Raw genomic sequence first — 26,041 nt, forward strand, 5'->3', positions numbered from 1 at the left:
CTAGCCGGCCAGCCAGCCCGTCACCTTGGCGGCATCGTGCGAGAACAGCCGCCAGGTGGTCGCGCCGGTGGGCAGCACGAGCGGCAGCCTGATGAGCTTGCGGTCGCGCGCCACGATGGCGGTGCACTTCGTCGCATCGCCCAGGTAGAGCGCCAGGTCGTCGAGCTTGGCGATGCGCCAGGCCTGGGCCGGCCGCTGCTGGCTCTTCCTGCCGGAGGCGGGCAGTTCGATGCCGATCCACTCGTCGTTCGCGGAGAAGCCGGCCTTCTCGGCAGCACCGCCGCGCAGCACCACCTTCACCTGCACGCCGCCGTTGGCTTCGGTCACGCGCAGGCCCAGCGCCTGTGCCGGCTGCGAGGGGTCTTCCAGTGTGGCGACGCCATGCGAGCGCAGCAGCAGTGCCAGCGGAAGCTCCTCGGTCGAGTGCACCCAGCGCGCCAGCTCGGCCTTGTACGAGCGGCCGCCCACGGCTTCGAGCGCCGCCGCGATGTCCTGCTCGCTGATCGGCCCGCCCTCGCTGTGCTTCCACAGGTGGCGCATCACGTCGTCGAGCGTGCCCTTGCCTTCGTGGCGCAGCGTGAGGTCGAGGCACAGCGCCACCAGCGCGCCCTTGGTGTAGTAGCTCACCGTGCTGTTGGGCGTCTGCTCGTCCTGCCGGTAGTACTTGACCCAGGCATCGAAGCTCGCGTCGGCCACCGGCTGCACGAGCCTGCCCGGCGTCTGCACGACCTGGTTGATGGTCTTGTTGAGCAGGCGCAGGTAGGCCGCGTCGTCGATGCGACCGGCGCGCCGCAGCAGCAGGTCGTCGTAGTAGCTGGTGAAGCCCTCGAAGAACCACAGCAGCTGCGTGTAGTTCTCCTGGCTGTAGTCGTAGCGCGCGAACTCGGCCGGCCGCATGCGCTTGACGTTCCAGGTGTGGAAATACTCGTGGCTGATGAGGCCCAGCAGCGTGGTGTAGCCCTCGGGCTGCCTCTTCTTGTCGCCGCGCTGCGGCAGGTCGCGGCGGTTGCAGATCAGCGCGGTGGAATGCCGGTGCTCGAGGCCGCCGTAGCCGTCGTCGACCACGTTGAGCATGAACACGTAGCGGTCGATCGGCGGCTTCGGGCCGCCGCGCTTGCCGACCTTGTCGCCGTGCCAGAAGCGCATCTCGGCCTCGCAGATGGCCTTGGTGTCGGCGATGAGCCGGTCGCCGTCGAAGGAAGCCGCAGCGCCGGCCACCACGAAGCGGTGCGGCACGCCGCAGGCCTCGAAGTCGGCGCTCCAGAAGGCGCCCATCTCCACGGGGCTGTCGGCCAGCTCGTCATAGCCCGACGCGATGTAGCTGCCGAAACCGTGCCTGTCGGCCTTCAGCGGCACGAGCGCGGTGGCGCACGACCAGCGCGCGCTGTCGTCGCCGACGTGCGCGGGCGCGACGATCTCCATCGCATGCGGCGATTCGGTCTGCCCTTCGACGCGCAGGCACACGCTGGTGCCGTTGAAGAAGCCGCGTTCTGCGTCCAGCCAGGCGGTGCGCACCGAGTTGTCGTAGGCGCAGACCTGGTAGTTCAGCACCAGGGGCTGGCCGGGCGTGCATTCGACGAGCCAGCTGCACTTGTCGAGCTGCGTCAGCGCCGGCTTGCGGCGGCCCTGCGTGGCACGCAGGCCCTGCAGGTTCTTGGCGAACTCGCGAATCAGGTAGCTGCCCGGAATCCACACCGGCAGCGACACGCGCTGCTGCGCTGCGGGCGCGTCGATGGTGAGGGTGACGCCGAACAGATGCGCGTGCGGGTCGGCGCATTCGACGCGGTAGTGCACGCCTGCCGCGTGCTGCGCTGGGGCCTTCGTCGCCATCAGCTGGACGACGCGGCGAGTTGCTTCTCGACCTGCTCCGCGGGAATGGCACCCGGCGTGCGCGTGCCGTCGCTGAAGATCAGCGTGGGCGTGCCGGTGATGTTGTACTTGCGGCCGAAGTCGACGTTGCGCTGCAGCGCGGTCACGTCGCAGCTCGCGGGCGCGGTGGCCGGGCGGGTGCTCGACTCCATCCAGTCGCTCCAGGCCTTGCCCTTGTCCTTGCTGCACCAGATGTCGCGCGACTTGACGTTCGAATCGGGGCCCAGCACCGGGTAGAGGAACAGGTACACGGTGACGTTGTCGACCGTCTTCATGTCCTTTTCGAAGCGCTTGCAGTAGCCGCAGTTCGGGTCCTCGAACACCGCGAGCTTGCGCTTGCCATTGCCGCGCACGATCTTGATCGAGTCCTTCAGCGGCAGCTGGTCGAAGGCGACGGCGCTGAGCTTCTCGACGCGCTCCTCGGTGAGGTTCTTGCGCGCCTTCACGTCGATCAGGTTGCCCTGGAAGAGGTAGTTGCCCTGCTCGTCGGTGTAGAAGATCTGCGAGCCGTTCACGCGCACTTCGTACACGCCCGGGATCGGCGACTTCGACACCTCGTCGATGGCCGGGAACTGCGGAATGCGCGCCGGCAGGTTCTTGCGGATCTCGGCCTCGCCTGCGGTGGCGGCCACGACCGCGCCGAGCGTGCAGGCGGCGAGGAGAAGGTTGCGTACGAATGTCATCGGGTGTCCGTTGGTTCGGTCGGAGTTCGGTCGGATGTCGTCTGAGGAGATGGGCCTCAGGCCTTCAGGCCCATGGCCTGCGCGGTGATCCAGTGCTTGACGAGGCGCGTGCGGTCGAAGCCGCGCATGCCCCAGTTGCGCAGCGCCTGCAGCGGGCCCAGGTTGTGCGCGAAGAGCTGCTGCAGCCCGTCGGTCGCCAGGCTCATCTGCAGCACGTCGGCGCGGCGGGCGCGTTCGTAGCGGCGCAGCAGGCGCGCGTCGCCCACGCTGCGCCAGTAGTCGCGGTTCTTGATCACGTCGGCCAGTTCGGCCGCGTCGGCCAGGCCCAGGTTCAGGCCCTGGCCGGCCAGCGGATGCACCGTGTGGGCCGCGTCCCCCGCCAGCGCCCAGGAGCGGCCGGGCTGCCCGGGCATGGTGCCGGTCCAGCGGTCGGCGATGGCGCGGGCCAGCGGCCAGGCGGTGCGCTCGCTGGTGAGCCGGAGCGCGCCGAGCGCGTTGTGGCTGGCTTCGGTGACTGCGGCGGCGAACTCCTCGTCGCCCTGCGCAAGCAGGTCCGGTGCGCGCAGCTGGTCGGCCGACCACACCAGCGCGACCGTCTTGCCGTGCGTGCCGTCCAGCGGCAGCAGTGCGAGCACTTCACCCTTGTCGTTGAACCACTGGCGTGCGATGCCGTCGTGCGACTGGGCGGCTTCCAGCCGCGCCGCGATCGCGTGCTGCGGATAGCGCGTGACCTCATAGCTCACGCCGAGAGCCTCGCGCGTGGTGCTGGACTTGCCTTCGCACACCACGGTCAGCGGCGCGGCCACGGGCTCGTTCACCACTTCGATCTGGGGCTGGAAGCGCACCGCGTCGGCCAGCTGCTTTTCGAGTGCGGGCACGTCGACGATCCAGGCCAGCGCCTCGACCTTCTGGCGCGCGGCGCTGAACTGCACCCGGCCGCCTTCGTCGCCATGCACCAGCATTTCGCGCACGGCCGTGGCGTGGGCCGCATCGGGCCAGGCGCGCAGCGATTCGAGCAGCGCGCGGGAGGCGGAATTGAGCGCGTAGGCGCGGATGTCTTCCTTGCCCTGCGCGGCCGGCGGCACCACCAGCGCGACGCGGACCCGCTCGCGGGCGAGCAGCAGGGCCAGCGTACGGCCGACGATGCCGGCGCCGCGAATGCAAACTTCTGGAGGGAGGGCCATCGAGGGATTGTATGGATTACGCCAAGGATCAGGCCCGCCCCCAGGCTTCGCGCACTTCGTGTCGCTTCGCCAACCCCCTCGCGGGGACGATACCGGCGGCCCGGCAGAGCCGGTTCCGCGCGGACCGCAACCGCCCCCAGGCTTCGCGCACTTCGTGTCGCTTCGCCAACCCCCTCGCGGGGGCGATACCAGCGGCCCGGCAGAGCCGGTTCCGTGGTATCCCTGGAAGGGGGCGGGGATTCTTCCGGGAGCTGCGGGACAATCGCGGCCGAATTTCAAGGAAACCCCACCGTGTCCCAGCCCGCCTTCGATCTCCAGGCCACCATCTCGCGCCTGTTCGTCTACCCAGTGAAATCCTGCGCCGGCGTCGAGCTTCCCGAGATGCTGCTGACCGAGACGGGGCTGGAGTTCGACCGTGCCTGGATGGTGGTCGATGCGCAGGGCGAGTTCGTCACCCAGCGGCAGCTGCCGCGCATGGCGCTGATCAAGCCGCAGATGAAGCACACCGAGGTGGTGCTGCGCGCGCCCGGCATGCTGGCGCTGCACCTGGCCTTCGACCGGGTCGAGAAGCCGGTGCGGGTGCGCGTGTGGAAGGACGAGGTGGCTGCCTACGACATGGGCGACATCGCCGCGCAGTGGTTCAGCGACTTCCTCTCCGAGCCCGGCAAGCCGCAGACTCTGCGCCTGGTGCGTTTCGACCCCGAGCACAGGCGCCTGTCGAGCATGAAGTGGACCGACGGCGTCGAGGCGCAGACGCAGTTCGCCGACGGCTACGCGCTGCTGGTGGCGAGCGAGGGCTCGCTGGCCGAGCTCAACGACCGCCTCGCGGCGCAGGGCCATGGGCCCGTGGGCATCGAGCGCTTCCGCCCGAACATCGTGCTCGCGGGCATCGAGTCGCATGACGAGGACCGCGTCGAGGCGCTGCACATCACCACCGGCGAGGGCGAGGCCGAGCTGCGCCCCGTCAAGCCCTGCACGCGCTGCCCGATCCCCGACATCGACCCGGCCACCGCCCTGAGCAGCCCCGAAGTCGGCAACACGCTGCGCGCCTACCGCGCCGACGCGCGCGTGGACGGCGGCATCACCTTCGGCATGAACTGCATCGTGATCCAGGGCGTGGAGCACACGCTCAAGGTGGGGCAGCAGGTGGGCGCGAATTACCGCTTCGAATAGCCGGAACAGGCTCTGCCTGTTTCAGGAGTACAGCGGAACCGGCTTTGCCGGGCCGCAGGTATTGCCCGCTTGCAAGGGGGTGTGCGGCCACGCGAAGTGGGCAAGCCCGGGGGCGCGTCAGAACTTTACTCCGGCGATGAGGATGATGTTCGCGTAGGGCGTGCACTCGCCGGTGCGCACCATGGCGCGGGCCTCGGCCGTGCGGCGCTTGAATTCCTCGTGCGACACGGTCTGGGGCTCGATGCCGAGCGACTGCGGGTACCAGCCCGGCAGCTTCTTCTCATCGCCGGCCAGGGCCTCCTCGGCGATCACGATGCCTTCCACCTGCATCTCCGACAACACCGCCTGCAGCACCTCGCCGAGCGTCGGCACGCCGCGCGCCACGGCAAGGTCGATGCGGCGCGGGCCGTCGGGAATGGGCAGGCCGGCGTCGCCGAGCACGAGCATGTCGCCGTGGCCCAGCGAGGCGATCACGTGGGAGAGTTCGGCGTGCAGCAGGGCGGTGCGTTTCAAAGCTTGATCCAGTCGGGGGGCATGGGGCTGCGCAGCACGGCGTCGCGCTGCGGGATGGAAGGCTGGGCGCCGGGCTGCTGGATGCACAGCGCCGCGGCGCGGATGCCCAGGCGCACGGCCTCGTCGAAGCCCTGGCCTTCGCCCAGCGCGACGGCAAGCGCGCCCAGGAAGGTGTCGCCGGCGGCCGTGGTGTCGACCGCCTGCACCTGCGGCGCGGGATGGTGGCGTGCGCCGTCGGCATCGATGGCCACCGCGCCGCGCGCGCCCAGCGTGACGACCACGCGCGCGATGCCCCTGGCGCGCAGCGCCTGGCCGGCCCGTGCCGCCTCTTCGGGGCTGTCGGCGGACTGGCCGCAAAGCGTCTGCGCCTCGATCTCGTTGACCACCAGCGTGTCGATCTTCGGCCACAGCGGCTCGGCGATTGCCTGCACCGGCGAAGGGTTCAGCAGCACCTTGCAGCCCGCCTCGTGCGCCACCGCGATGGCGCGCGCGACCTGGTCCAGCGGCGTCTCGAACTGCGCCACCAGGAAGGCGGCGCCCTGCACCTGCTGTTTAAGCGTGGCCTCGTCGGCCTCCAGCCGGGCGTTGGCGCCGGGGATCATCACGATGCGGTTCTGCCCGCTGTCTTCCACCAGGATCAGCGCCGTGCCCGTGGGCTCGCCCGCAACGGTGCGCAGGGAGGCGGTGTCGATGCCGTCGCGCTCCAGCGAATCGCGCAGGGCCTTGCCGTGCGCGTCGTCGCCGACGCAGCCGATCATCCGGACGCTGCCGCCTTCGCGCGCGCAGCTCACCGCCTGGTTGGCGCCCTTGCCGCCGGGAATGTCGGCGATCGAATGGCCCAGCAGGGTCTCGCCCGCGGCCGGCGCGTGCGGCACGCGCACGACCAGGTCCATGTTGAGGCTGCCGAACACCACGATGCGCGGTGCCGCGGCACGGCCATCGGTGCTGCTGGAAGAAGGCTTCAGGCTCACGAGGTGCGGGACTTTCGGGTTTGCGGGGAGGGCGTTCCGGCGGCCGCCGGTGCGGGAGCGGGGGCTTCGCGGAAGCTCGCGTGGCGCGCGGTCGAGGCGCGCACGCACAGCTCGGGCTGCAGCACCACCTTGCGCGCATCGCGGCGCTTGCCGCCCACGCGCTCCAGCAGCATGTCGACCGCCAGCGCGCCGATGCGCTCCTTGGGCTGCGCGACGGTGGTGAGCGCGGGGCTGGTGTAGGCCGAGAGCTCGATGTCGTCGAAGCCGACGATCGAGAGCTCGTCGGGCACCCGCACGCCGCTCTCGTGCGCCGCGCGCAAGGCGCCGATGGCCATCAGGTCGTTGCAGACGAACACGGCCGAGGGCTTCTGCTCGGTGCGCAGGATGGCGTGCATCGCCTCGTAGCCGCCCTGGCTGGTGAAGCCGCCGCGCCACAGCAGCGAATCGGTGCTGGCGATGCCGGGCGCGGCACCGGCCTCGGCCAGCGCCATGCGCCAGCCCTCGATGCGCTGCTCGCTGGGCATCACGCCCACCGGGCCGCCGATGCAGGCGATGCGCTTGTGGCCCAGCGACAGCAGGTGCCGCACGGCGAGCAGGCCGCCTTGCATGTGGGCGGTCTCGACCAGGTCGCAGACGGGGTTGGCGATCTCGCGGTCGACCAGCACGGTCGGCACGCGCAGCCCGTTGAGCTGCTTCGCCAGGTCGTCGTCGCCGCTCTCGCCGGTCGACACCACGATCAGCCCGTCGATGCGGCGCTCGGCCAGCACCTGCAGGTAGACGCTCTGGCGCCGGGGCTCGTCGTCGGTGTTGCACAGCACCAGCGTGTAGCCGGCGCCGAAGCAGCGGTCTTCCACGATCCGCACGATCTCGGCGAAGTAGGGGTTCGAGCTGTTGGGAATGAGCATGCCCAGCGTCGAGGTGGTGTTGCTCTTGAGGCTGCGCGCCATCGCGTTGGGCACGTAGCCCAGCTCGCGGATGGCGAGCTCCACCCGCTCGCGCACCTTGGCGCTCACGTGGCGCGTGTCGTTGACCACATGCGAGACGGTGGTGACCGACACCTCCGCCTTCAGCGCGACGTCCTTGATGGTGGCCATGGTTCTTTCCTGTTGCTGGATGGACGGGAGCCGATCAGGCCGGCCGGCGTTCCGCGCGGCGCTGGCGCAGCGTGTCGATGATCACCGCCACCACGATCACCGCGCCGGTGATGATCCGCTTGCTCGGCTCGCTGGCGCCCACCTGCGCGAGGCCGGCCTCGAGCACCGCGATGATCAGCACGCCGAAGAAGGTGTTGACGACCGAGCCGCGCCCGCCCATCAGGCTGGTGCCGCCGATGACCACGGCCGCGATCACCTGCAGCTCGATGCCCACGCCCGCGTTCGGGTCGGCGGCCTCGAGGCGGGCGGACTGCATCAGGCCCGCGAGGCCGGCCAGCAGGCCGGTGACGGCGAACACGATGATGCGGATGGGCCGCGGATCGACGCCCGCCAGGCGCATCGCCTCCTCGTTGGTGCCGATGCCCACCACGTGGCGGCCGAACACGGTGCGCGTGAGCACCAGCTGCCCGATGATCACCAGCACCACCGCAAGCACGAAGGCGGCGGAGATGCCGCCGATCCACGGCGCGGCCAGGCCCGAGATGGCGTCGCCCACGTACTGCGTGCGCGAATCCGTCACGAGGTAGGCGCCTCCGCGCACCGCCTCCAGCATGCCCAGCGACACGATGAAGCTCGGCAGCCGCCAGGCCACCGACACCGCGCCCGTGACCGTACCGCACACCAGGCCCGTGGCCAGTCCGAGCGCGGCGGCCAGCGGCACCGAGAGCTTCCATTCGAGGATGGCGGCGGCGGTGACGGCGGCGCTGAGCGCCAGCACCGAGCCCACCGACAGGTCGATGCCCGCGATGATCAGCACGAAGGTCATGCCGACCGCCATCACGGCCAGCGCCGGGATTTCGTTGGCGATGGAGACGAAGGTCTCGCGCGTCAGGAAGTATTCGCTGAGCGAGCCGAAGAGGGCGATCATGCCCACGAGCACGATCGTCAGGCCCAGGTAGGTGCCGAGCTGGCCCTTGAGCGCGGAAGGCGCGGGCGGCGTATTGGATTTCGGGGAGGCGGCGTTCATGGTGTGTCGGCGGCGACCGGGGTCGGGTCGGAAACGGGGGATACCGTCGGCGGTTGGGCTGCTGGGTGTCCCGTGGCGTCGCTGAATGCCGCGGCCAGCAGCGATTGTTCGGTCCATTCTCCGCGCTCGAACACCGCGACCAGGCGGCCGGCGCTCATCACGCCGATGCGGTCGCACATGGCCATGAGTTCGCGCAGGTCGCTCGACACCATCAGCAGCGCCTTGCCGGCGTCGGTCATGCGGTCGAGTTCGGCGTAGAGGTCGGCGCGCGCGCCGACATCCACGCCGCGCGTGGGTTCGTCGAGCAGCAGCACCTTGCATTCGCGGTGCAGCCAGCGCGCGAACACCACCTTCTGCTGGTTGCCGCCGCTGAGCGTGGCCACCGGCTGCTCGATGCTGCGCGAGCGGATGCGCAGCAGTTCCACCAGCTTGCGCGCGATGCTGCGCTCCTTGGCGCCGCGCAGCCAGCCGGCATGCGAGATCGCGCCCAGGTCGCTCAGCGTGGCGTTCACGCGGATCGATTGCGGCAGCAGCAGGCCCTGCGACTTGCGGTCTTCGGTGACCAGGCCGATGCCTGCGCGGATCGCCTGCATCGGCGAGCGCCAGCCCTTGCGCACGTGGTGGGTGGTCTTGCCGTCGGCGTGCAGCGTGATCTCGCCGCGGTCGGCGCGGTCGGCGCCGAACAGCAGGCGCACCAACTCGGTCCGGCCGGAGCCGACCAGGCCGGCCAGGCCCATGACTTCGCCCGCGCGCAGGTCGATGTCCACGTCACGAACGACCTGCGCGCGGCCGATGCCGCGTGCGCTCAGCAGCACGGGGCCTGCCGCGCGGCGGTCGCGACCCTCGTGCTCGTGCACCGCGCGGCCGACCATGCGCTGCACCAGTTCGGATTCGCGCACGCCGGCCATGGCGCGCACGTCCACCAGTCGGCCGTCGCGCAGCACCGCCACGCGGTCGGCGATGCGCTGCAGTTCTTCCAGGCGGTGCGACACGTAGACGATCGCCACGCCGCGCGCCTTCAGCAGGTCGATCTGCTCGAAGAGGTGCGAGGTCTCGCGCGGCGTGAGCATGGCGGTGGGCTCGTCAAGCACCAGCACGCGCGTGTCGTCCTGCAGGTTGCGCGCGATCTCGACCATCTGCTGCTGGCCGATGCCCAGTCGCGCCACGGGCGTGGCCGGGTCGATGTTCTGCATGCCGATCTTGGCGAGCTGGCGCGCGGCCAGCTCGTGCAGCCTGGCCTTGCGAATCCAGCCGGTCTTGTTGGGCAGGCGGTCGAGCAGCAGGTTCTCGGCCACCGACAGCGTGGTGACGAGGCCGAGCTCCTGCATCACCATGCGAACGCCCAGGCGCTCGGCGTCGCGGCGCGAGGTGGGCGCGAAGGGCTTGCCGTCGAGCAGCATCTGGCCTCGCGTGGGCTGCACCAGGCCGCAGACGATCTTCGACAGCGTGCTCTTGCCGGCGCCGTTCTCGCCCGTGAGGGCCAGCACTTCGCCGGGGTTGAGCACGAGCGAGACGTCGTCCAGCACCGGCGCCGCATAGTCCTTGCCCATGGCGCTCAGCGAGAGCACGGGCGCGCCGGGATCGTTGTCAGCCATCGATAAACCTTATTCCAGAAACACCGCGGAACCGGCTTCGCCGGGCCGTCGGTGTTGCCCCCGGCAGGGGTTTGGCGAAGCGACACGAAGTGTGCAAAGCCTGGGGGCGAGCAACATTTACTTCGAGTCCTTGGTGACGAGCACCACGTCGGTCTTCACCTCGGCGGGCATGTCGGCCTGCTTCTTGCCCTCGGCCAGCGCCTTCAGCGCGGTCTCGATGCCGAACACGGCCTGCTTGGCGGCGAACTGGTCGGCCGTGGCGAGCACGCGGCCGTCCTTGAGCATCGGCTTGATGGCGCCGATGTTGTCGTAGCCGACCACCAGCACCTTGCCGGTCTTGCCGGCGGCCTTGACGGCAGCCACGGCGCCCAGGGCCATGCTGTCGTTGCCCGCGAGCAGCGCCTTCAGGTCGGGGTGCTCGCGCATCATGCCGGCGGCCACGGTGTTGCCCTTGTCGATTTCCCACTGGCCCGACTGCACGCCCACCACCGTCACGCCGGCGGCCTTCATCGCGTCCTGGTAGCCCAGCGTGCGCTGCTGCGCATTGAAGGTGGTCGACACGCCTTCGATGATGCCGACCTTGTCGCCCGCCTTCAGCTCCTTGGCGAGCGCATCGCCCACCAGCTTGGCGCCGGCGCGGTTGTCGGGGCCGACGAAGGGCACCTGAATGCCCTTTTCCTTCAGCGCGGCGGCGTCGAACTGGTTGTCGATGTTGACCACCAGGATGCCCTTGTCGATGGCCGCCTTCACGGCCGGCACCAGCGCCTTCGAATCGGCCGGCGCGATGACCAGCGCGTTGATCTTCTGCGCCACCATCTGCTCGACCATCTTGATCTGTGCGGCGGTGTCGGTCTCGTCCTTGATGCCGTTGGCCACCAGCGTGTACTTGGCGGCGTTGGCCTTCTGGTGCGCCTTGGCGCCGTCTTCCATGGTGCGGAAGAATTCGTTGGCCAGCGACTTCATGACCAGCGCGACCTTGGGCTTTTCCTGCGCGAGAACGGGCGTTCCGGCCATGGCGCCCAGCAGCGTCAGTGCGGCAGCGCTTTGCAGGGTACGGCGGGTGAACTTCATGGTGGTTGTCTCCTGGGATGGGTGGATCGAAACGGTGCGCCGGTCTTGGCCGGGGCGCCGATGTTAACTTACGGAAACGTTTGCGCAAACGTTTGCCGATCGGTGCTAACCCTGATCGCCGAGGGCTCGGCCGGCGGGCTGGAAGACCTGTCGGATGGGCATCGGGACATGCTCGCCTAAAATTGCCGGTTACCCAAGAGGACCTCCCATGAGTTTGCAATGCGGCATCGTCGGCCTGCCCAACGTCGGTAAATCCACCCTTTTCAATGCGCTGACCAAGGCCGGCATCGCGGCGGAAAACTATCCCTTCTGCACCATCGAGCCCAACGTGGGCGTGGTGGAAGTGCCCGACCCGCGCCTCGACCAGCTCGCCGAGATCGTCAAGCCCGAGCGCGTGGTGCCTGCCATCGTCGAGTTCGTCGACATCGCCGGCCTGGTGGCCGGCGCCAGCACCGGCGAAGGCCTGGGCAACAAGTTCCTGGCCCACATCCGCGAGACCGACGCCACTGTCAATGTGGTGCGCTGCTTCGACGACGACAACGTCGTCCACGTGGCCGGCAAGGTCGACCCGATCTCCGACATCGAGGTGATCCAGACCGAGCTGTGCCTGGCCGACCTCGCCACCGTCGAGAAGGCGCTGGCCCGCCACACCAAGGTGGCCCGCTCGGGCGACAAGGACGCGCAGAAGCTGGTCGGCCTGCTCGAGCGCTGCCAGACCGCGCTCAACGAGAACACGCCGGTGCGCGCGCTCGAGTTCACCAAGGAAGAGCGCCCACTGATCAAGACCTTCTCGCTGATCACCGCCAAGCCCGCGATGTTCGTCGGCAACGTGTCCGAAGACGGCTTCGAGAACAACCCCTACCTCGACCGCCTGCGCGAATATGCCGCGAAGCAGGGCGCGCCCGTGGTCGCCATCTGCGCCAAGATCGAGGCCGACCTGGCCGAGATGGACGACGAGGACAAGAAGATGTTCCTCGCCGAGATCGGCCAGGAGGAGCCGGGCCTGAACCGCCTGATCCGCGCGGCCTTCAAGCTGCTGGGCCTGCAGACCTACTTCACCGCAGGCGTGAAGGAAGTGCGCGCCTGGACCATCCACATCGGCGACACCGGCCCGCAGGCCGCAGGCGTGATCCACGGCGATTTCGAGAAGGGCTACATCCGCGCCCAGACCATCGCCTTCGAGGACTACATCGCCTACAAGGGCGAGCAGGGCGCCAAGGATGCGGGGAAGATGCGCTCGGAAGGCAAGGAATACGTCGTGAAGGATGGCGACGTGATGAACTTCCTGTTCAGCTCCTGATTCCCGCCGGTGAGATGCCCCTCGGATGAGTCGTCCCAAGATCGTCATCATTGCGGGGCCCAATGGCGCGGGCAAGACCACCTTCGCCCGGGCTTTCCTCCCGCAGGAGGCGCAGGTTTCGCGCTTCATCAATGCGGACTTGATCGCTGCCGGGCTGTCTCCTTTCGCGCCGGAAGCAGAAGCGATCAAGGCCGGTCGGCTGATGCTCGATGAGATTGCGGAGTGTGTCCGTCGGCGAGAAAGCTTCGCCTTCGAAACGACCTTGTCGGGACTGGGCTATCTGCGCCATATCGGCGCCTGGAGAGCCTCGGGCTATCACGTGAGTCTTTTCTTTCTGTCATTGCCCACGGCAGAATTTGCAGTCGCGCGTGTGGCGGAACGTGTTCGCCAAGGCGGCCATCACATTCCTGAGGACGTGATTCGCCGCCGCTTCGCGTCTGGGCGCAGGAACTTCGACGACAGCTATCGCGGTGCGGTCGATGCCTGGGCTCTGTACGACAACTCCGGTGAAGAGCCGGCTCTCATCGAATGGGGAGAAGCGTCATGACCAATGAGCAGCTGTCGCAGGCTAAGGACAAGGATCTCGCCGGGTCGCTGATCGCGATCCGGCGCGCTGCCAGGGCGGCTCGGGAAGCAGCAGTACGCACCAACACCGCCATCGTGGTGCAGCGAGGCCAGAAGCCGGTTCGCATCACGGCAGACGAGTTGCGCAAGGCCGGCGTGAAGTGAAGCCGCGGCAGCGGGTTGTTGGATAGACTCCGCGCGCCCCGTCTCTCCTCCCAAGGCCAGCCCCATGCTCACCGTCCACCACCTCAACAACTCCCGCTCGCAACGCGTGCTCTGGCTGCTCGAGGAGCTGGAGCTGCCCTACGAAGTCGTGCATTACCAGCGCGATCCGCAGACCATGTTGGCGCCCGCTTCGCTGCGGGCCGTTCATCCGCTGGGAAAGTCACCGGTCGTCACGACGGATGACGGACTCACGCTCGCCGAGTCGGGCGCGATCATCGAGACGGTGATCGAGCGCTACGGCAACGGCCGGCTCGCTCCAGTCGCAGGTTCGCCGGAGGCGGTGCGTTATCGCTACTGGCTGCATTTCGCGGAAGGCACGGCCATGTCTCCGCTGCTGCTGAAGCTGATCTTCGACCGCATCGAGACCGGCAAGATGCCTTTCTTCGCGAGGCCGGTGGCCAAGGCGATCGCGGCGAAGACGAAATCGGCGTTCATCCATCCGAACATCGCGAGCCACCTGAACTACATGGAGGCCGAGCTCGGCAGGAGCGAGTGGTTCGCAGGTGATGCGTTCACTGGCGCGGACATCCAGATGAGCTTCGTGGTCGAGGCAGCGCGGGCGCGCGGCGGGCTCGATGCGAAGCGGCCGAAGCTGATGGCATACCTGGAGCGCATCCATTCGCGTCCTGCGTACAAGCGCGCGCTGGAGCGCGGCGGTCCTTATGAGCTTCTGAACTGAGTCATTCCTTCGCGATAGCCGCTTCGGAAAGGCGTCGGCGAAGCGACATGAACGAAGCGCGCGCAGTTCGGCGGTGAGCGACGACTACGACGGGAAGACGTGCAGCAGCGCGACAGTCATGGAGACATAGCGCAGGAATTTCCCGATCGCCATGTAGGCCACGCAGGGCCAGAACGGAAGCTTGAGCCAGCCGGCGACCGCGCACAGCGGATCGCCCACCAGCGGCAGCCAGCTCAGCAGGCAGGCCTTGGGGCCGAGCTTCTCGAGCCAGCCCAGAACACGCACATGATGTTTCGAGTGCGAGTATTTGTCGGCGACCTTGTGCGCGCCGTAGCCCATCCACCAGTCGACTGCGCCGCCGAGCGTGTTGCCCACGGTCGCGACTGCGATGGCGGGCCAGAACATGTCGGGATTGAGCTTGAGCAGGCCGAAGAGAAATGGCTCGGAGCCCACCGGCAGAAGCGTCGCCGAGACGAAGGCAGCCACGAACAGCGTGGAGAGTCCGTACTGCGGCAGTGCCAGCAGCGCAAGGAGAGAGTCGAGCCAGGCTTCCATAGGGTCGGCGCAGTATAGGCAGCGCAGGCACCGCCGACGCGTGGGAGAAAGCCCCGGCGCGCACCGGTATTTGTACGGGGTACCGAGGCGCAAATCGTTTCAGTCGCTGAAATGCGGCGTGGCTACAATCGTGCCTCATTTTTCAGCAGCCGAACGCGCAGCTCCCCCCTTCCAAATGACCTTGCAGATCGGCAACCACACGCTGGAGAACCGCCTGTTCGTCGCGCCCATGGCCGGCGTGACGGACCGGCCCTTCCGCATGCTGTGCCGTGCGCTCGGCGCGGGGTACGCGGTCAGCGAGATGGTCACATCGCGCAAGGAGCTCTGGGGTTCGCTCAAGACATCGCGGCGCGCCAACCACGACGGAGAGCCGGGCCCCATTGCGGTGCAGATCGCCGGCACCGACGCGGCCATGATGGCCGAGGCCGCGGTCTACAACATCGAGCGCGGCGCGCAGATCATCGACATCAACATGGGCTGCCCGGCCAAGAAGGTTTGCAACAAGTGGGCCGGCTCGGCGCTGATGCGCGACGAGCCGCTCGCGCTGGAGATCGTGCAGGCCGTGGTCGACGCGGCGCAGCCCTTCGGCGTGCCGGTCACGCTCAAGATGCGCACCGGCTGGAGCATGGAGCACCGCAACGCGGTGAAGCTGGCGCGCGACTTCGAATCGGCCGGCGTGCAGATGCTCACCGTGCACGGACGCACGCGCGAGCAGGGCTACAAGGGCTTCGCCGAGTACGACACCATCGCCGCCGTGAAGGCTGCCGTGCGCGTGCCGGTGGTGGCCAACGGCGACATCAATTCACCCGAGAAGGCGCGCGACGTGCTCGCGGCCACCGGCGCCGACGCCGTGATGGTCGGCCGCGCCGCGCAGGGGCGGCCGTGGATCTTCCGCGAGATCGCGCACTTCCTCGAGACCGGCACCCACCGCGCGCCACCGCTGGTGGCGGAGGTGCGCCGCCTGCTGCTCGACCATCTGGTGGAGCACTATGCGCTCTATGGCGACTACAGCGGTGTGCGCACGGCGCGCAAGCACATTGGCTGGTACGTGCGCACGCTGCCCGACGGCGAGGCGTTCCGCGCACGCATGAACGCCATCGAGGACTGTGCCGAGCAGCTGCGCGCCGTCGGCGACTATTTCGACGGGCTGGCGGATCGCATGGACCGCATGCCCGTGCAGCGCCCCGCGGACGACGACGCGCCGGGCGAAGAAGAGGAGACGGCCTGCACCGTCCATTGAGAGAGGAAAAGAAGAAGCAATGAGCAAGAAACACATCGAGGACTGCGTGCGCACCAGTCTGGACAGCTACTTCCGCGACCTGCGCGGCACCGAACCCGACGGCATGTACGAAATGCTCGTGCGCGTGGTGGAGAAACCCCTGCTCGATGTCGTGATGACGCGCGCCGAGGGCAATCAATCGAAGGCCGCGCAATGGCTGGGCCTGAACCGCAACACGCTTCGCAAGAAGCTGGTCGAACACAAACTCCTGAAATAAATAACTCCCCGGCATATCCAATGGCCCAGACCGCACTCATCTCCGTTTCCGACAAGACCGGCATCCTCGAATTCGCCCAGGCGCTGCACGCGCTGGGCATCAAGCTGCTGTCCACAGGCGGCACCGCCAAGCTGCTCGCCGATGCGGGCCTGCCCGTCACCGAGGTGGCCGACCACACCGGCTTTCCCGAAATGCTCGACGGCCGCGTGAAGACGCTGCATCCGAAGATCCACGGCGGCCTGCTCGCGCGCCGCGACCTGCCCGCGCACGTGGCCGCCATCCAGCAGCACGGCATCGACACCATCGACCTGCTGGTGGTCAACCTGTACCCGTTCGAGGCCACGGTGGCCAAGCCCGGCTGCACGCTGGAAGACGCGATCGAGAACATCGACATCGGCGGTCCGGCCATGGTGCGCAGCGCGGCCAAGAACTGGAAGGACGTGGGCGTGCTCACCGACTCCTCTCAGTACGCCGTGGCGCTGGCCGAACTCAAGGCCGACGGCAAGCTCAGCGACAAGACCAAGTTCGCGTTCTCGGTAGCCGCGTTCAACCGCATCGCCGACTACGACGGCGCGATCAGCGACTACCTCTCGGCCATCGACTTCGATGCCAGCATCGGCCAGCCCGCGCCCAAGCGCTCGCTCTTCCCGGCGCAGAGCAACGGCCGCTTCGTGAAGGTGCAGGACCTGCGCTACGGCGAGAACCCGCACCAGCAGGCCGCCTTCTACCGCGACCTGCATCCCGCGCCCGGCTCGCTCGTTTCGGCCAAGCAGCTGCAGGGCAAGGAGCTGAGCTACAACAACATCGCCGACGCCGATGCGGCGTGGGAGTGCGTGAAGAGCTTCGACGTGCCCGCCTGCGTGATCGTGAAGCACGCCAACCCGTGCGGCGTGGCCATCGGCAAGGACGCGGCCGAGGCTTACTCCAAGGCCTTCAAGACCGATCCGACCTCGGCCTTCGGCGGCATCATCGCCTTCAACCGTCCGGTGGACGGCCCGACCGCGCAGGAGATCGCCAAGCAGTTCGTCGAGGTGCTGATGGCGCCGGGCTACACGCCCGAGGCGCTCGAGGTGTTCCAGGCCACCAAGGCCAAGCTCAACGTGCGCGTGCTCGAGATCGCGCTGCCCAAGGGCGGCGCCACCGACTGGGACAACGGCCGCAACGCCATGGACGTCAAGCGCGTCGGCTCGGGCCTGCTGATCCAGACGGCCGACAACCACGAGCTCGCCGCCACCGACCTCAAGGTGGTCAGCAAGAAGCAGCCCACGCCGCAGCAACTGCAAGACCTGCTCTTCGCATGGAAGGTCGCCAAGTACGTGAAGAGCAACGCGATCGTGTTCTGCGCCAACGGCATGACCATGGGCGTGGGTGCAGGCCAGATGAGCCGCCTTGATTCGGCGCGCATCGCCAGCATCAAGGCCGAGCACGCGGGCCTGTCGCTGAAGGACACGGCCGTGGCCAGCGACGCCTTCTTCCCGTTCCGCGACGGCCTCGACGTGGTGGTGGACGCGGGCGCGAGCTGCGTGATCCAGCCGGGCGGCTCGATGCGCGACCAGGAGGTCATCGACGCTGCCGACGAACGCGGCGTGGTGATGGTGCTGTCGGGCGTGCGGCACTTCCGCCACTGATTCGCCACTGATCGACCTGCGCCCGTTCCAGGGCGCGGCCGGGCCGTCCGCTAGCTCTTCCCTGGCGTGCGCGACTCGGCCTTTTTCTTTTGGGGCGATGCTGCCGCTTCGGCGCTGGACTCCGCCGCGCCCGCGAGCAGCGACATGAAGAAATCCAGCGTGCCCGCCATCGTCTTGGCGGTCGACTGGCGTGAGAGGCTCCATTCCGGAAAGTGTCCGTCCACGGCCATGCGCGCCAAGCCGTAGACCAGCGCGCGCGCAGCGATCTGCGCGTGCGCGGCGTCGGCGGCATTCGTCGTGCTGCCGCTTTGCGCGAATGCCTCGTCGAAGAGCTTGCGCATCTGCGTGCGGATCTTTTCGTTGTCGCTGCGCAGCGTCGGCGAATCGTCGTAGTCGATCAGCGAGCGTTCGCTGATGACGCGAAAGTGCGTCGGGTTCGCGCGCGCCCATTCGATGTAGGCATGGCCGATGGCGCCGAAGCGCGCCAGCGGCGGCGCTTCGGACGCGGCCGCCACGGCTTCCTCCACGTGCGTGCGCAGCCGCTGTGTCGCCTGCTCGGCCACGGCCGTCAGCAGCGCGGTCTTGGTCGCGAAATGACGGAACGGCGCGCCCGGCGACACGCCCGCGCGCTTGGCCGCTTCGCGCACGCTGAGCTTGTCGAGGCCGTCGCGCTCGATCAGCTCGACGGCCGCCTCGATCAGCGCCTCGCGCAGGTTGCCGTGGTGATAGGCGCGGGGTTCGGGAGCGGGCGGAGAGGGGGAGCGAGTGGCCATGGGGATGGAGCTTGCTGCATTCAATGTAAGCGCTGCTTATTTTGCGCTAGACTGCGCCCTGCCGCGATGTATGCATTGATTACATGCGCGGTGTCCGAACCATTTCCATCCATCGTTCCAACTGGAGCTCTCATGCATATCCGTCTTGCTTTTCTGTTCGCCGCGGCCCTTTGGGCAGGCGCGGCATCGGCCCAGGAGTCCGCACCGACATTGCAGATCGTCTGGCCTCCCGAAGGGGCTGTCGTGCAACTGGGCAGCGATGCCGAGCGCTCCATCGGCGTGGTCGTGCAGAGCAACTACAGGCTGCTCGCCGCCGGCCAATGCGGCGGCGACAAGCGCTGTGGCCACATCCACATGAAGATCGATCCCGAAGGCGACAGCTGCAACCTGCCGGGCCGTCCCTACAACAGCATGAACAGCGACTTCGGCGGAGAGCTGATCAAGGCGCGCTTCGGTCCATGCCCGTCGCCGACGGGAGAGCACGTGATCGGCATCCTGCTGGCCGACGACCAGCACAAGCCTGTCCTGGTGGACGGCAAGCCGGTGACCAGGCTCGTGAAAGTCACGACCCGATAGACAAGCCGAAGGCCGGCTTACTCGTGCGTGCCGAAGCGGTACTTCAGCTGGAAGGTGACCGCGCCGTACAGCCGGTTCTTGATCGTCGGTACGTAGGCGATGTTGAGGCCCCAGTTCTTGCCCTCGATGGCGGCCACCGGAAGGATGGCGGGGAACCAGTTGCCGTTGCGGTAGTTGGGGTAGCCGTCGAAGCCGCCGACCACGGCGCCGAACTTCACGCCGTAGAACTCGAAGGGCAGCGCATACAGTCCCACGTAGTTCGACTGCCGGCGGTCGCTGTTGCGGAAGGTGCCCGCGGTGACGCGGAAGGTATCGTTCAGCGGGTACTCGAAGCCCAGGCCCTGGTTGACGTTCTCCAGGCCCTTGCCGCTGTCGAAATGCGCCGAGTAGAAGCCGGGGTTGATCCAGATGTTCTTCGGATCGAAGGACGAGTCCTGCGCCGCTGCGAAGCCGGGAATGAGAAGAGCGATGCTCAGGGCCGGCAGCGTGCGCAGGGAGTTCATGGTGGCTAGGGTGTGCTGAAGATTTGTCGTGCGGCTTCGATGGTGGCGGCGATGTCCTCGTCGCTGTGTGCCGCGCTCACGAAGCCTGCTTCGTAAAGCGCGGGCGCAATATACACGCCGCGATCCAGCAGACCATGAAACAACGCATTGAACTTCGCGTTGTCGGTTGTCATCACGGTGGCATAGTTCTGCGGCAGGTCCTTCATCAGGAAGAAGCCGAACATGCCGCCTTCGCTGTCGGCGCTGAAGGGCTGGCCTTCGGCCGCCGCGGCAGCCTTGAGCCCGTCGACGAGCGAGCGCGTCTTCTTGCCGAGCGCTTCGTAGAAACCGGGCTTCGCGATCTCCTTCAGCGTGGCGAGGCCGCATGCCGTGGCCACCGGATTGCCCGACAGCGTGCCCGCCTGGTAGACCGGCCCCAGCGGCGCGAGCTGCTCCATGATCGCGCGCGGGCCGCCGAAGGCCGCGAGAGGCATGCCGCCGCCGATGACCTTGCCGAGCACCGTGAGGTCGGGCTTGATGCCCAGCACCCCCTGCGCGCCGTGCAGGCCCACGCGGAAGCCCGTCATCACCTCGTCGAAGACCAGCAGGGCGCCGTGCTGCGTGCAGAGCTCGCGGCAGCGGCGGGCGAACTCGGGCGTGGCGCGCACGAAGTTCATGTTGCCGGCGATCGCCTCGATCATCAGGCAGGCGATGTCCTTGCCGTGCAGCGCGAAGGCTTCTTCCAGCTGCTGCAGGTTGTTGTATTCGAGCACGATGGTGTGCTGCACCACCTCGGGCGGCACGCCGGCGGAGGTGGGATTGCCGAAGGTGGCGAGGCCGGAGCCGGCCTTCACGAGCAGCGCATCGGCATGGCCGTGGTAGCAGCCCTCGAACTTGACGATGCTCTTGCGGCCGGTGGCGCCGCGCGCCAGACGCAGGGCGCTCATGGCCGCCTCGGTGCCCGAGCTCACGAGCCGCACCATTTCCATCGAAGGCACCAGCGCGAGGATGGCCTCTGCCAGCTCGACCTCGCGCTCGGTCGGCGCGCCGTACGAGAAGCCTTCGAGCACGGCCTTCTGCACCGCCTCGACCACGGCGGGGTGGCCGTGTCCCAGGATCATCGGGCCCCAGGAGCCGATGTAGTCGATGTAGCGCTTGTCGTTGGCGTCCCAGAAATAGGCGCCCTGGGCGCGCTGCACGAAGCGGGGCGTGCCGCCCACGGCCTTGAAGGCACGCACGGGCGAGTTCACGCCGCCGGGAATCACGGCGCGGGCGCGCTCGAAAAGAATGTCGTTGCGGTCGGTACTTGGCATCGGGACTCAGCAGAGGTTTTCAGTGGGAGCGGCCGCGCACGGCCGCCCGAAGCGGCCGGCGCGCCCCCGGCAAGGGGCTGGCGAAGCGGCACGAAGTGCGCGCGGCCTGGGGGCGAGCAGCATCTCAGTGGCGGGTGTCGTGTGGGGGAAGGGCGAAGTCGGGCGGGGCGTCCGGGTCCTCGTCGCCTTCCTCCTCGGGTTCGGGCTCGGCCCAGAAGAGGCGGTCGGGCAGCACGTGGCCCATGCCCGGGCGGAAGCCCGCGTCGAGGCAGCGGTCCATGTAGGCCAGGGCCTCGGTGGTTGCGGCCACCAGGTCGGCGCCGCTGGCGAGCAGGGCGGCCAGCGCGGCGGAGAGGGTGTCGCCCGCACCGGCGAAGACGGCCTCGAGCCGCTCGTACTTCTCGCTGGCGAGCACCGACTGCGGCGAGGCCAGCACGTTGTCGATGAACTGGTCGGGCAGCACCAGGCCGGTCACCAGCGTGTAGGGCACGCCGAACTCGCCTGCGGCCTTGGCGATGTCGCGCGCGCCGGGCGGACGATCGCCGTTCCAGTCCGGAAGCAGCCAGCGCCACAGCGTGCTGTGGTTTCCTACCAACACCGTCGTCTGGGGCAGGACGAGCTCGCGGAAAGCGTCGAGATAGGGCTCGATCAGGTTCTCGTCCCACCACGACAGGTTGGGCATGTAGGCCACCACGGGCACCTCCGGATAGTCGGCGGCGGTTTCCGCGATGGTGCTGAGCGCCTCGGTGGTTCCGGCGAAGCCGACCTTGATCAGCTGGACCTCCACGTCCTCCAGGATCGAGCGCGCCTGCTCGGCGATGGCCTCCTCGTCGAAGGGGAAGTGATCGAAAATCTCGGCCGTGTCGCGGGCGTAGGCGCCCGTGACGACCGGCAGGATGTGTGCGCCTACCGACCCCATGGCCAGGGCGTCCGCGCCAAGGCCGCCCGCGCCGCTGGGGTCGCTGGCGTTGAACACCAGTACGCAGGGCGGATTCAGGTCGTGCTCGGTCTGCTGGCCGGCATCCTGCGAGGGGTCGTTAAGATCGCCCGGTTTACGGGCGTTGTCTGCTGGAAGTAAGTAGATGGTCATACGCCGTGCGGAATCCCCTGGATGGTGGCATAGGCGCGACGTTTACAGTCTGCCAGAGAGATACGCATAGATACACTCGTTGCATTTAATGAACAAGGACTTTAAGCTCCGATGAATACGAAAACTTGGATGTGCCTGATTTGTGGGTGGATCTATGACGAAGCGGTTGGTGTACCGGAAGACGGCATCGCGGCAGGCACGGCCTGGGCCGACGTTCCGATGAACTGGACCTGTCCTGAGTGCGGTGCGCGCAAGGAAGACTTCGAAATGGTTGAAATCTGAAAGCATGGCATAGATAGAGCTACGCGGTCTGCGTCGGTGTTCGGCGCGGCGGGCTTCCAAGTCTCATGAGCAGGAGCGTTTGCAATGGGCCCGAATGGATCTGGTTACAAGGTGCTGGTCATCGACGACAGCAACACCATCCGGCGCAGTGCCGAGATTTTTCTGAAGCAGGGTGGGCATGAAGTTCTTCTCGCCGAGGACGGCTTCGACGCACTCTCCAAGGTCAACGACCACAAGCCGCACCTGATTTTCTGCGACATCCTGATGCCGCGTCTCGACGGCTACCAGACCTGCGCCATCATCAAGCGCAACGCCCACTTTTCCAACGTCCCGGTCGTCATGCTGTCTTCGAAAGACGGTGTATTCGACAAGGCACGCGGCCGCATGGTCGGTTCCCAGGACTACCTGACCAAGCCTTTCACCAAAGACCAGCTGCTGCAGGCCGTGCAGCAGTTTGGCACCGTTCAACAGGAAGCGCAGTAATGCCCATTCGAAAAATCCTCGTCGTCGACGACTCCAAGACGGAACTGGTGTTCCTGTCCGACCTCCTCCAGAAGAACGGCTTCGCCGTCAAGACGGCCGAGAACGCCGACGACGCCATGCGCCGCCTCGAGGAGGAGCACCCCGACCTGATCCTCATGGACGTGGTCATGCCCGGCCAGAACGGCTTCCAGCTCACGCGTGCCATCGCCCGCGACCCGAAGTACTCGGCGATCCCGATCATCCTGTGCACCAGCAAGAACCAGGAGACCGACCGCGTCTGGGGCATGCGCCAAGGCGCGCGCGACTACATCGTGAAGCCGGTCAACGCCGCCGACCTGATGTCCAAGATCAGCGCCCTGAACTGAGCGAAAGCCTGCCGAGTCCATGGCGAATCGCGATGCTCTGAGAGCCTTCCAGTCCCGGCTGGCGAGCCGCCTGCAGGCCGCTCGCACGACGGGCGTGGCCGCCACCTGGCTGGCGGTCGAGGCCGGCGAGGGCAAATACCTCTTTCCGCTGGGACACGCCGGCGAAATCTTTCCCTGGACGCCGCCGCAGCCCGTGCCCTACACGGAGCCGTGGTTCCTGGGCGTTGCCAACCTGCGCGGCGGCCTCTACGGCGTCGTGCAGCTTTCGGCATTCGCCACCGGCGTTCCTGCCGCGCTGGCCGCCACCGAGGCGGCGCGCATCCAGTCGCGGCTCGTTGCTTTCAACGAGCTGCTCGAAGTCAACTGCGCATTGCTGGTCGATCGACTGGCGGGGTTGCGGGGGGCGGAGGCCTTCACGGCGTCCGAACCTCCCGGCGCAGACGCACCCGCATGGCACGGACATCTGTTCACCGATGCGGCAGGGGAGCGCTGGCAGGAAGTCAACCTGCAGGCGCTTTCGCAGCAACCCCAGTTTTTGAGCATTGGTGCGTAGCGTCTACGCACGCCGTACCGGAAAACCACCTGAAGGACCGACCGTGAGCTCGATCGCCGACAAGTTCAAGAAATTACTGCCCGTGACCAACGGCAACGACAAGGCCCGCGTCGATGGCTCCGGTTCGATATCGATCGACGATGTCGACACGGTCCAGGTTCCGGACGAGAAGACCGTGCGCATCGACCGCAAGGCCGGCGCGCCCGACACCAGCTTCGGCGACGTCGACCTGCCCGGCGGCGGCGATGCCGCCAACGAACCCGGCGCCGCGGCTGCCGAGATCGCGCCCGACATCACCGGCGGCCGCGCGGGCTCCAACCCGGCGAAGCAGCAGCGTATCCTGGCCATCATGCTGGCGATCGTGGTGCTGCTGCTGCTGCTGGTCGCAGGCTCCGCAATCCTTCGCGCCGAACGCCTCGCGCAGCAGGTGGCGGCCACCGGCCAGTCGCTGATGCAGTCGCAGCGCCTGGCCAAGTCGATCTCGCAGGCCCTCGTGGGCAGCCCCTCGGCCTTCGTCGAGGTGAAGGACGCCGCCGACGACCTCACGCGCCGCGTGCAGGGCCTGACCAACGGCGACGACTCCCTGCGCCTGGAGCGCGTGGGCAACCAGTACGACGAGGAGATGAACAAGATCAATCCTCTGGTCGCCCGTGCCGACGCCAGCGCCAAGGTCGTGCTGGCCCAGCGCCAGATCCTGACGCAGGTGGGCGCCGCCCTGCGCGACATCAACCAGCAGTCGTCCACGCTGCTCGAGATGACGGAGACCGTCGCCTCGCTGAAGATGCAGCAGAACGCCACGCTGCCCGAGATCTCGGCCGCCGGCCAGCTCGTGATGCTGACGCAGCGCATCGGCAAGTCGACCAACGAGTTCTTCACGGTCGAGGGCGTGAACCCCGACGCCGTGTTCCTGCTGGGCAAGGACCTGAACACCTTCCAGGAAACCACCCGCGGTCTGCTCGACGGCAATGCGCAGCAGCGCTTCCCCGGCTCGAAGGACCCGCAGACGCGCCAGCAGCTCGAAGCCATCCTGAAGACCTACGAACAGATGCGCACGCAGGCATCGGCCATTCTGGGCAACCTGCAGGGCCTGGTGGCCGCGCGCGAAGCGCAGGCCTCGATCCTGACCGACAGCGAGCCGCTGCGTAAGTCGCTGGGCGACCTGCAGGAAAAGCTCTCCGCCCGTACCGGCCTGGGCGCCGGCACCATCGTGCTGCTGTTCGTGCTTTCGCTGGCCGCCCTGGCACTCGCCGGCGCCATCGGTTTCGTGCAGGTGCGCGAAGGCCGCGAACGCGCCGCGGTCGCCGAACGCGAACGTCTGGCCGCCGAGCAGGCTTCCGAAGAAGCCAGCCGCGTGAACAACGCCAACCAGGCCGCCATTCTTCGCCTGATGAACGAACTGCAGACGGTGGCCGAAGGCGACCTGACGCAGGAAGCGACCGTGACCGAGGACATCACCGGCGCCATCGCCGACTCGGTGAACTACACGGTGGAAGAACTGCGGCTGCTGGTGGGCAACGTGCAGAACACGGCGACCCGCGTGGCGCAGACGACGTCGCAGGTGGAAAGCACCTCGACCGAACTGCTGGCGGCCTCGACCGAACAGCTGCGCGAGATCCGCGAGACCGGCCAGTCGGTGCTGACCATGGCGGAGCGAATCAACGGCGTGTCCACCCAGGCGCAAGAGTCCGCCACCGTGGCGCGCCAGTCGCTGCAGGCTGCTTCCTCGGGCCTGCAGGCCGTGCAGAACGCCATCGGCGGCATGAACTCCATCCGCGACCAGATCCAGGAAACCTCCAAGCGGATCAAGCGCCTGGGCGAATCCTCGCAGGAGATCGGTGAAATCACGGAGCTGATCTCGGACATTACCGAACAGACGAACGTGCTGGCACTGAACGCAGCCATCCAGGCCGCGTCCGCCGGTGAAGCCGGCCGAGGCTTCTCGGTGGTGGCGGAAGAAGTTCAGCGACTGGCCGAACGCTCCGCGGACGCCACGCGCCAGATCTCGGCGCTGGTGAAGGCGATTCAGACCGACACGCAGGACGCGGTGGGCGCCATGGAGCGTTCCACGCAGGGTGTGGTCGAGGGGGCCAAGCTGTCCGACAACGCGGGTACCGCGCTGTCCGAGATCGACCGCGTGTCGCGCCGGCTCGCCGACCTCATCGAGCAGATCTCGCAGTCCGCATCCCGCGAAGCCGATTCGGCGAACGTGGTGGCCGCGAACATCCAGCACATCTTCGCGGTGACGGAACAGACCGGAGAAGGTACGCGCACCACGGCGCAGCAGGTGCGCGAACTCTCGCAGATGGCCGAGGAACTGCGCCGCTCGGTCGCCCGTTTCAAGATTGCGTGATGACGCTCTCCCCCAGCCTTCGCGCACTTCGTGCCGCTTCGGCAACCCCCTTCCGGGGGCAACACCTGCGGCCCGGCGAAGCCGGTTCCGCGGTGTTCCCTGAAGCGGCAGCGGAAGCCTTGTGCATCCGGGGCGCCTTGCGCCCAT

General features: G+C 67.7%; 28 protein-coding genes. 14 read left to right on the forward strand and 14 right to left on the reverse strand.

Annotated features, from left to right (window positions below; all coding sequences use genetic code 11):
* From FHY06_RS28030 to FHY06_RS28040, 3 genes are read right to left on the reverse strand one after another with little or no spacing between them, the layout of a single operon-like run.
* Nucleotides 1-1,830 (reverse strand): M61 family metallopeptidase, encoded by a 1,830-nt coding sequence (locus FHY06_RS28030; RefSeq protein WP_184607042.1) that lies wholly within the window; start codon nucleotides 1,828-1,830, stop codon nucleotides 1-3.
* On the reverse strand, nucleotides 1,830-2,552 hold the full coding sequence (locus FHY06_RS28035) for a DsbC family protein (RefSeq protein WP_019656295.1): 723 nt from the start codon (nucleotides 2,550-2,552) through the stop codon (nucleotides 1,830-1,832). Before FHY06_RS28035 ends, FHY06_RS28030 begins: the two co-directional genes overlap by 1 nt.
* Before the next feature lie 56 nt (nucleotides 2,553-2,608).
* Nucleotides 2,609-3,736: an FAD-dependent monooxygenase gene (locus FHY06_RS28040; protein ID WP_132753504.1), complete on the reverse strand. Its 1,128-nt coding sequence runs from the start codon at nucleotides 3,734-3,736 to the stop codon at nucleotides 2,609-2,611.
* 291 nt (nucleotides 3,737-4,027) lie between these two features.
* Between FHY06_RS28040 and FHY06_RS28045 the strand changes: the two genes are divergently transcribed.
* The gene (locus FHY06_RS28045) at nucleotides 4,028-4,909 is read left to right on the forward strand and encodes an MOSC domain-containing protein (RefSeq protein WP_184607043.1); all 882 of its coding nucleotides are present in this window, start codon (nucleotides 4,028-4,030) and stop codon (nucleotides 4,907-4,909) included.
* Nucleotides 4,910-5,026: 117 nt separating this feature from the next.
* On the opposite strand, the gene rbsD is transcribed toward FHY06_RS28045, so the two are convergent.
* From rbsD to FHY06_RS28075, 6 genes are all read right to left on the reverse strand, one after another.
* A complete protein-coding gene (rbsD, locus tag FHY06_RS28050) occupies nucleotides 5,027-5,422 on the reverse strand; it encodes a D-ribose pyranase (protein WP_184607045.1) in 396 nt (131 codons plus the stop codon).
* Entirely contained in the window at nucleotides 5,419-6,393 is a 975-nt protein-coding gene (gene rbsK / locus FHY06_RS28055; RefSeq protein WP_145761429.1) for a ribokinase, read from the reverse strand. The genes rbsD and rbsK overlap by 4 nt, the downstream gene beginning before the upstream one ends.
* Nucleotides 6,390-7,487 (reverse strand): LacI family DNA-binding transcriptional regulator, encoded by a 1,098-nt coding sequence (locus FHY06_RS28060; protein WP_019656290.1) that lies wholly within the window; start codon nucleotides 7,485-7,487, stop codon nucleotides 6,390-6,392. The genes rbsK and FHY06_RS28060 overlap by 4 nt, the downstream gene beginning before the upstream one ends.
* 34 nt (nucleotides 7,488-7,521) lie before the next feature.
* On the reverse strand, nucleotides 7,522-8,514 hold the full coding sequence (locus FHY06_RS28065) for an ABC transporter permease (RefSeq protein ID WP_184607046.1): 993 nt from the start codon (nucleotides 8,512-8,514) through the stop codon (nucleotides 7,522-7,524).
* The gene (locus FHY06_RS28070; RefSeq protein ID WP_132800866.1) at nucleotides 8,511-10,109 is read right to left on the reverse strand and encodes a sugar ABC transporter ATP-binding protein; all 1,599 of its coding nucleotides are present in this window, start codon (nucleotides 10,107-10,109) and stop codon (nucleotides 8,511-8,513) included. Before FHY06_RS28070 ends, FHY06_RS28065 begins: the two co-directional genes overlap by 4 nt.
* 117 nt (nucleotides 10,110-10,226) lie before the next feature.
* Nucleotides 10,227-11,180: a sugar ABC transporter substrate-binding protein gene (locus FHY06_RS28075; RefSeq protein WP_019656287.1), complete on the reverse strand. Its 954-nt coding sequence runs from the start codon at nucleotides 11,178-11,180 to the stop codon at nucleotides 10,227-10,229.
* Nucleotides 11,181-11,388: 208 nt separating this feature from the next.
* Here FHY06_RS28075 and ychF point away from each other — a divergent pair, with 208 nt between their 5' ends.
* The 4 genes from ychF to FHY06_RS28095 all read left to right on the forward strand — a co-directional run bounded on the left by ychF (nucleotide 11,389) and on the right by FHY06_RS28095 (nucleotide 13,948).
* Nucleotides 11,389-12,480, forward strand: coding sequence for a redox-regulated ATPase YchF (gene ychF / locus FHY06_RS28080; RefSeq protein WP_019656286.1), 1,092 nt, complete (start codon nucleotides 11,389-11,391; stop codon nucleotides 12,478-12,480).
* A 25-nt stretch (nucleotides 12,481-12,505) separates the two neighbouring features.
* Complete coding sequence (locus tag FHY06_RS28085) at nucleotides 12,506-13,027, forward strand: ATPase (RefSeq protein ID WP_184607047.1); 522 nt, start codon at nucleotides 12,506-12,508, stop codon at nucleotides 13,025-13,027.
* Nucleotides 13,024-13,209 carry a hypothetical protein gene (locus FHY06_RS28090; RefSeq protein ID WP_019656284.1) on the forward strand — a complete coding sequence of 62 codons (186 nt, stop codon included), beginning with the start codon at nucleotides 13,024-13,026 and terminating at the stop codon, nucleotides 13,207-13,209. The genes FHY06_RS28085 and FHY06_RS28090 overlap by 4 nt, the downstream gene beginning before the upstream one ends.
* 64 nt (nucleotides 13,210-13,273) lie before the next feature.
* Nucleotides 13,274-13,948, forward strand: a complete 675-nt coding sequence (locus tag FHY06_RS28095; RefSeq protein ID WP_019656283.1) for a glutathione S-transferase — start codon at nucleotides 13,274-13,276, stop codon at nucleotides 13,946-13,948.
* An 84-nt stretch (nucleotides 13,949-14,032) separates the two neighbouring features.
* On the opposite strand, the gene FHY06_RS28100 is transcribed toward FHY06_RS28095, so the two are convergent.
* Entirely contained in the window at nucleotides 14,033-14,503 is a 471-nt protein-coding gene (locus FHY06_RS28100; RefSeq protein ID WP_019656282.1) for a YqaA family protein, read from the reverse strand.
* A 175-nt stretch (nucleotides 14,504-14,678) separates the two neighbouring features.
* On the opposite strand from FHY06_RS28100, the gene dusB reads away from it, so the two are divergent.
* The 3 genes from dusB to purH are packed head-to-tail and all read left to right on the forward strand — an operon-like array spanning nucleotide 14,679 to nucleotide 17,627.
* Nucleotides 14,679-15,743: a tRNA dihydrouridine synthase DusB gene (gene dusB / locus FHY06_RS28105; RefSeq protein ID WP_132753518.1), complete on the forward strand. Its 1,065-nt coding sequence runs from the start codon at nucleotides 14,679-14,681 to the stop codon at nucleotides 15,741-15,743.
* Nucleotides 15,744-15,762: 19 nt separating this feature from the next.
* On the forward strand, nucleotides 15,763-15,999 hold the full coding sequence (locus FHY06_RS28110; protein ID WP_007838304.1) for a Fis family transcriptional regulator: 237 nt from the start codon (nucleotides 15,763-15,765) through the stop codon (nucleotides 15,997-15,999).
* Between the two features lie 20 nt (nucleotides 16,000-16,019).
* Nucleotides 16,020-17,627, forward strand: a complete 1,608-nt coding sequence (purH, locus tag FHY06_RS28115) for a bifunctional phosphoribosylaminoimidazolecarboxamide formyltransferase/IMP cyclohydrolase (RefSeq protein ID WP_019656280.1) — start codon at nucleotides 16,020-16,022, stop codon at nucleotides 17,625-17,627.
* Between the two features lie 50 nt (nucleotides 17,628-17,677).
* On the opposite strand, the gene FHY06_RS28120 is transcribed toward purH, so the two are convergent.
* Nucleotides 17,678-18,400, reverse strand: coding sequence for a TetR/AcrR family transcriptional regulator (locus FHY06_RS28120; protein WP_184607048.1), 723 nt, complete (start codon nucleotides 18,398-18,400; stop codon nucleotides 17,678-17,680).
* Between the two features lie 243 nt (nucleotides 18,401-18,643).
* Between FHY06_RS28120 and FHY06_RS28125 the strand changes: the two genes are divergently transcribed.
* Entirely contained in the window at nucleotides 18,644-18,976 is a 333-nt protein-coding gene (locus FHY06_RS28125; RefSeq protein ID WP_221404413.1) for a hypothetical protein, read from the forward strand.
* Nucleotides 18,977-18,993: 17 nt separating this feature from the next.
* On the opposite strand, the gene FHY06_RS28130 is transcribed toward FHY06_RS28125, so the two are convergent.
* The 3 genes from FHY06_RS28130 to thiD form a co-directional block, all read right to left on the reverse strand.
* A complete protein-coding gene (locus FHY06_RS28130; protein WP_019656277.1) occupies nucleotides 18,994-19,479 on the reverse strand; it encodes a hypothetical protein in 486 nt (161 codons plus the stop codon).
* 5 nt (nucleotides 19,480-19,484) lie between these two features.
* Nucleotides 19,485-20,771, reverse strand: coding sequence for a glutamate-1-semialdehyde 2,1-aminomutase (hemL, locus tag FHY06_RS28135; protein WP_019656276.1), 1,287 nt, complete (start codon nucleotides 20,769-20,771; stop codon nucleotides 19,485-19,487).
* Between the two features lie 124 nt (nucleotides 20,772-20,895).
* Entirely contained in the window at nucleotides 20,896-21,861 is a 966-nt protein-coding gene (thiD, locus tag FHY06_RS28140) for a bifunctional hydroxymethylpyrimidine kinase/phosphomethylpyrimidine kinase (protein ID WP_184607049.1), read from the reverse strand.
* A gap of 111 nt (nucleotides 21,862-21,972) precedes the next feature.
* Between thiD and FHY06_RS28145 the strand changes: the two genes are divergently transcribed.
* The 5 genes from FHY06_RS28145 to FHY06_RS28165 all read left to right on the forward strand — a co-directional run bounded on the left by FHY06_RS28145 (nucleotide 21,973) and on the right by FHY06_RS28165 (nucleotide 25,894).
* On the forward strand, nucleotides 21,973-22,143 hold the full coding sequence (locus FHY06_RS28145; RefSeq protein ID WP_007838397.1) for a rubredoxin: 171 nt from the start codon (nucleotides 21,973-21,975) through the stop codon (nucleotides 22,141-22,143).
* Nucleotides 22,144-22,227: 84 nt separating this feature from the next.
* Complete coding sequence (locus tag FHY06_RS28150; RefSeq protein WP_019656274.1) at nucleotides 22,228-22,626, forward strand: response regulator; 399 nt, start codon at nucleotides 22,228-22,230, stop codon at nucleotides 22,624-22,626.
* The gene (locus FHY06_RS28155; protein WP_019656273.1) at nucleotides 22,626-22,991 is read left to right on the forward strand and encodes a response regulator transcription factor; all 366 of its coding nucleotides are present in this window, start codon (nucleotides 22,626-22,628) and stop codon (nucleotides 22,989-22,991) included. The genes FHY06_RS28150 and FHY06_RS28155 overlap by 1 nt, the downstream gene beginning before the upstream one ends.
* Before the next feature lie 19 nt (nucleotides 22,992-23,010).
* Nucleotides 23,011-23,544: a chemotaxis protein CheW gene (locus FHY06_RS28160; RefSeq protein ID WP_019656272.1), complete on the forward strand. Its 534-nt coding sequence runs from the start codon at nucleotides 23,011-23,013 to the stop codon at nucleotides 23,542-23,544.
* Nucleotides 23,545-23,587: 43 nt separating this feature from the next.
* Entirely contained in the window at nucleotides 23,588-25,894 is a 2,307-nt protein-coding gene (locus tag FHY06_RS28165) for a methyl-accepting chemotaxis protein (protein WP_126184733.1), read from the forward strand.
* Nucleotides 25,895-26,041 lie beyond the last annotated feature (147 nt).

It is taken from the genome of Variovorax atrisoli (assembly GCF_014195185.1).
GTDB classification, from domain to species: domain Bacteria; phylum Pseudomonadota; class Gammaproteobacteria; order Burkholderiales; family Burkholderiaceae_C; genus Variovorax; species Variovorax atrisoli.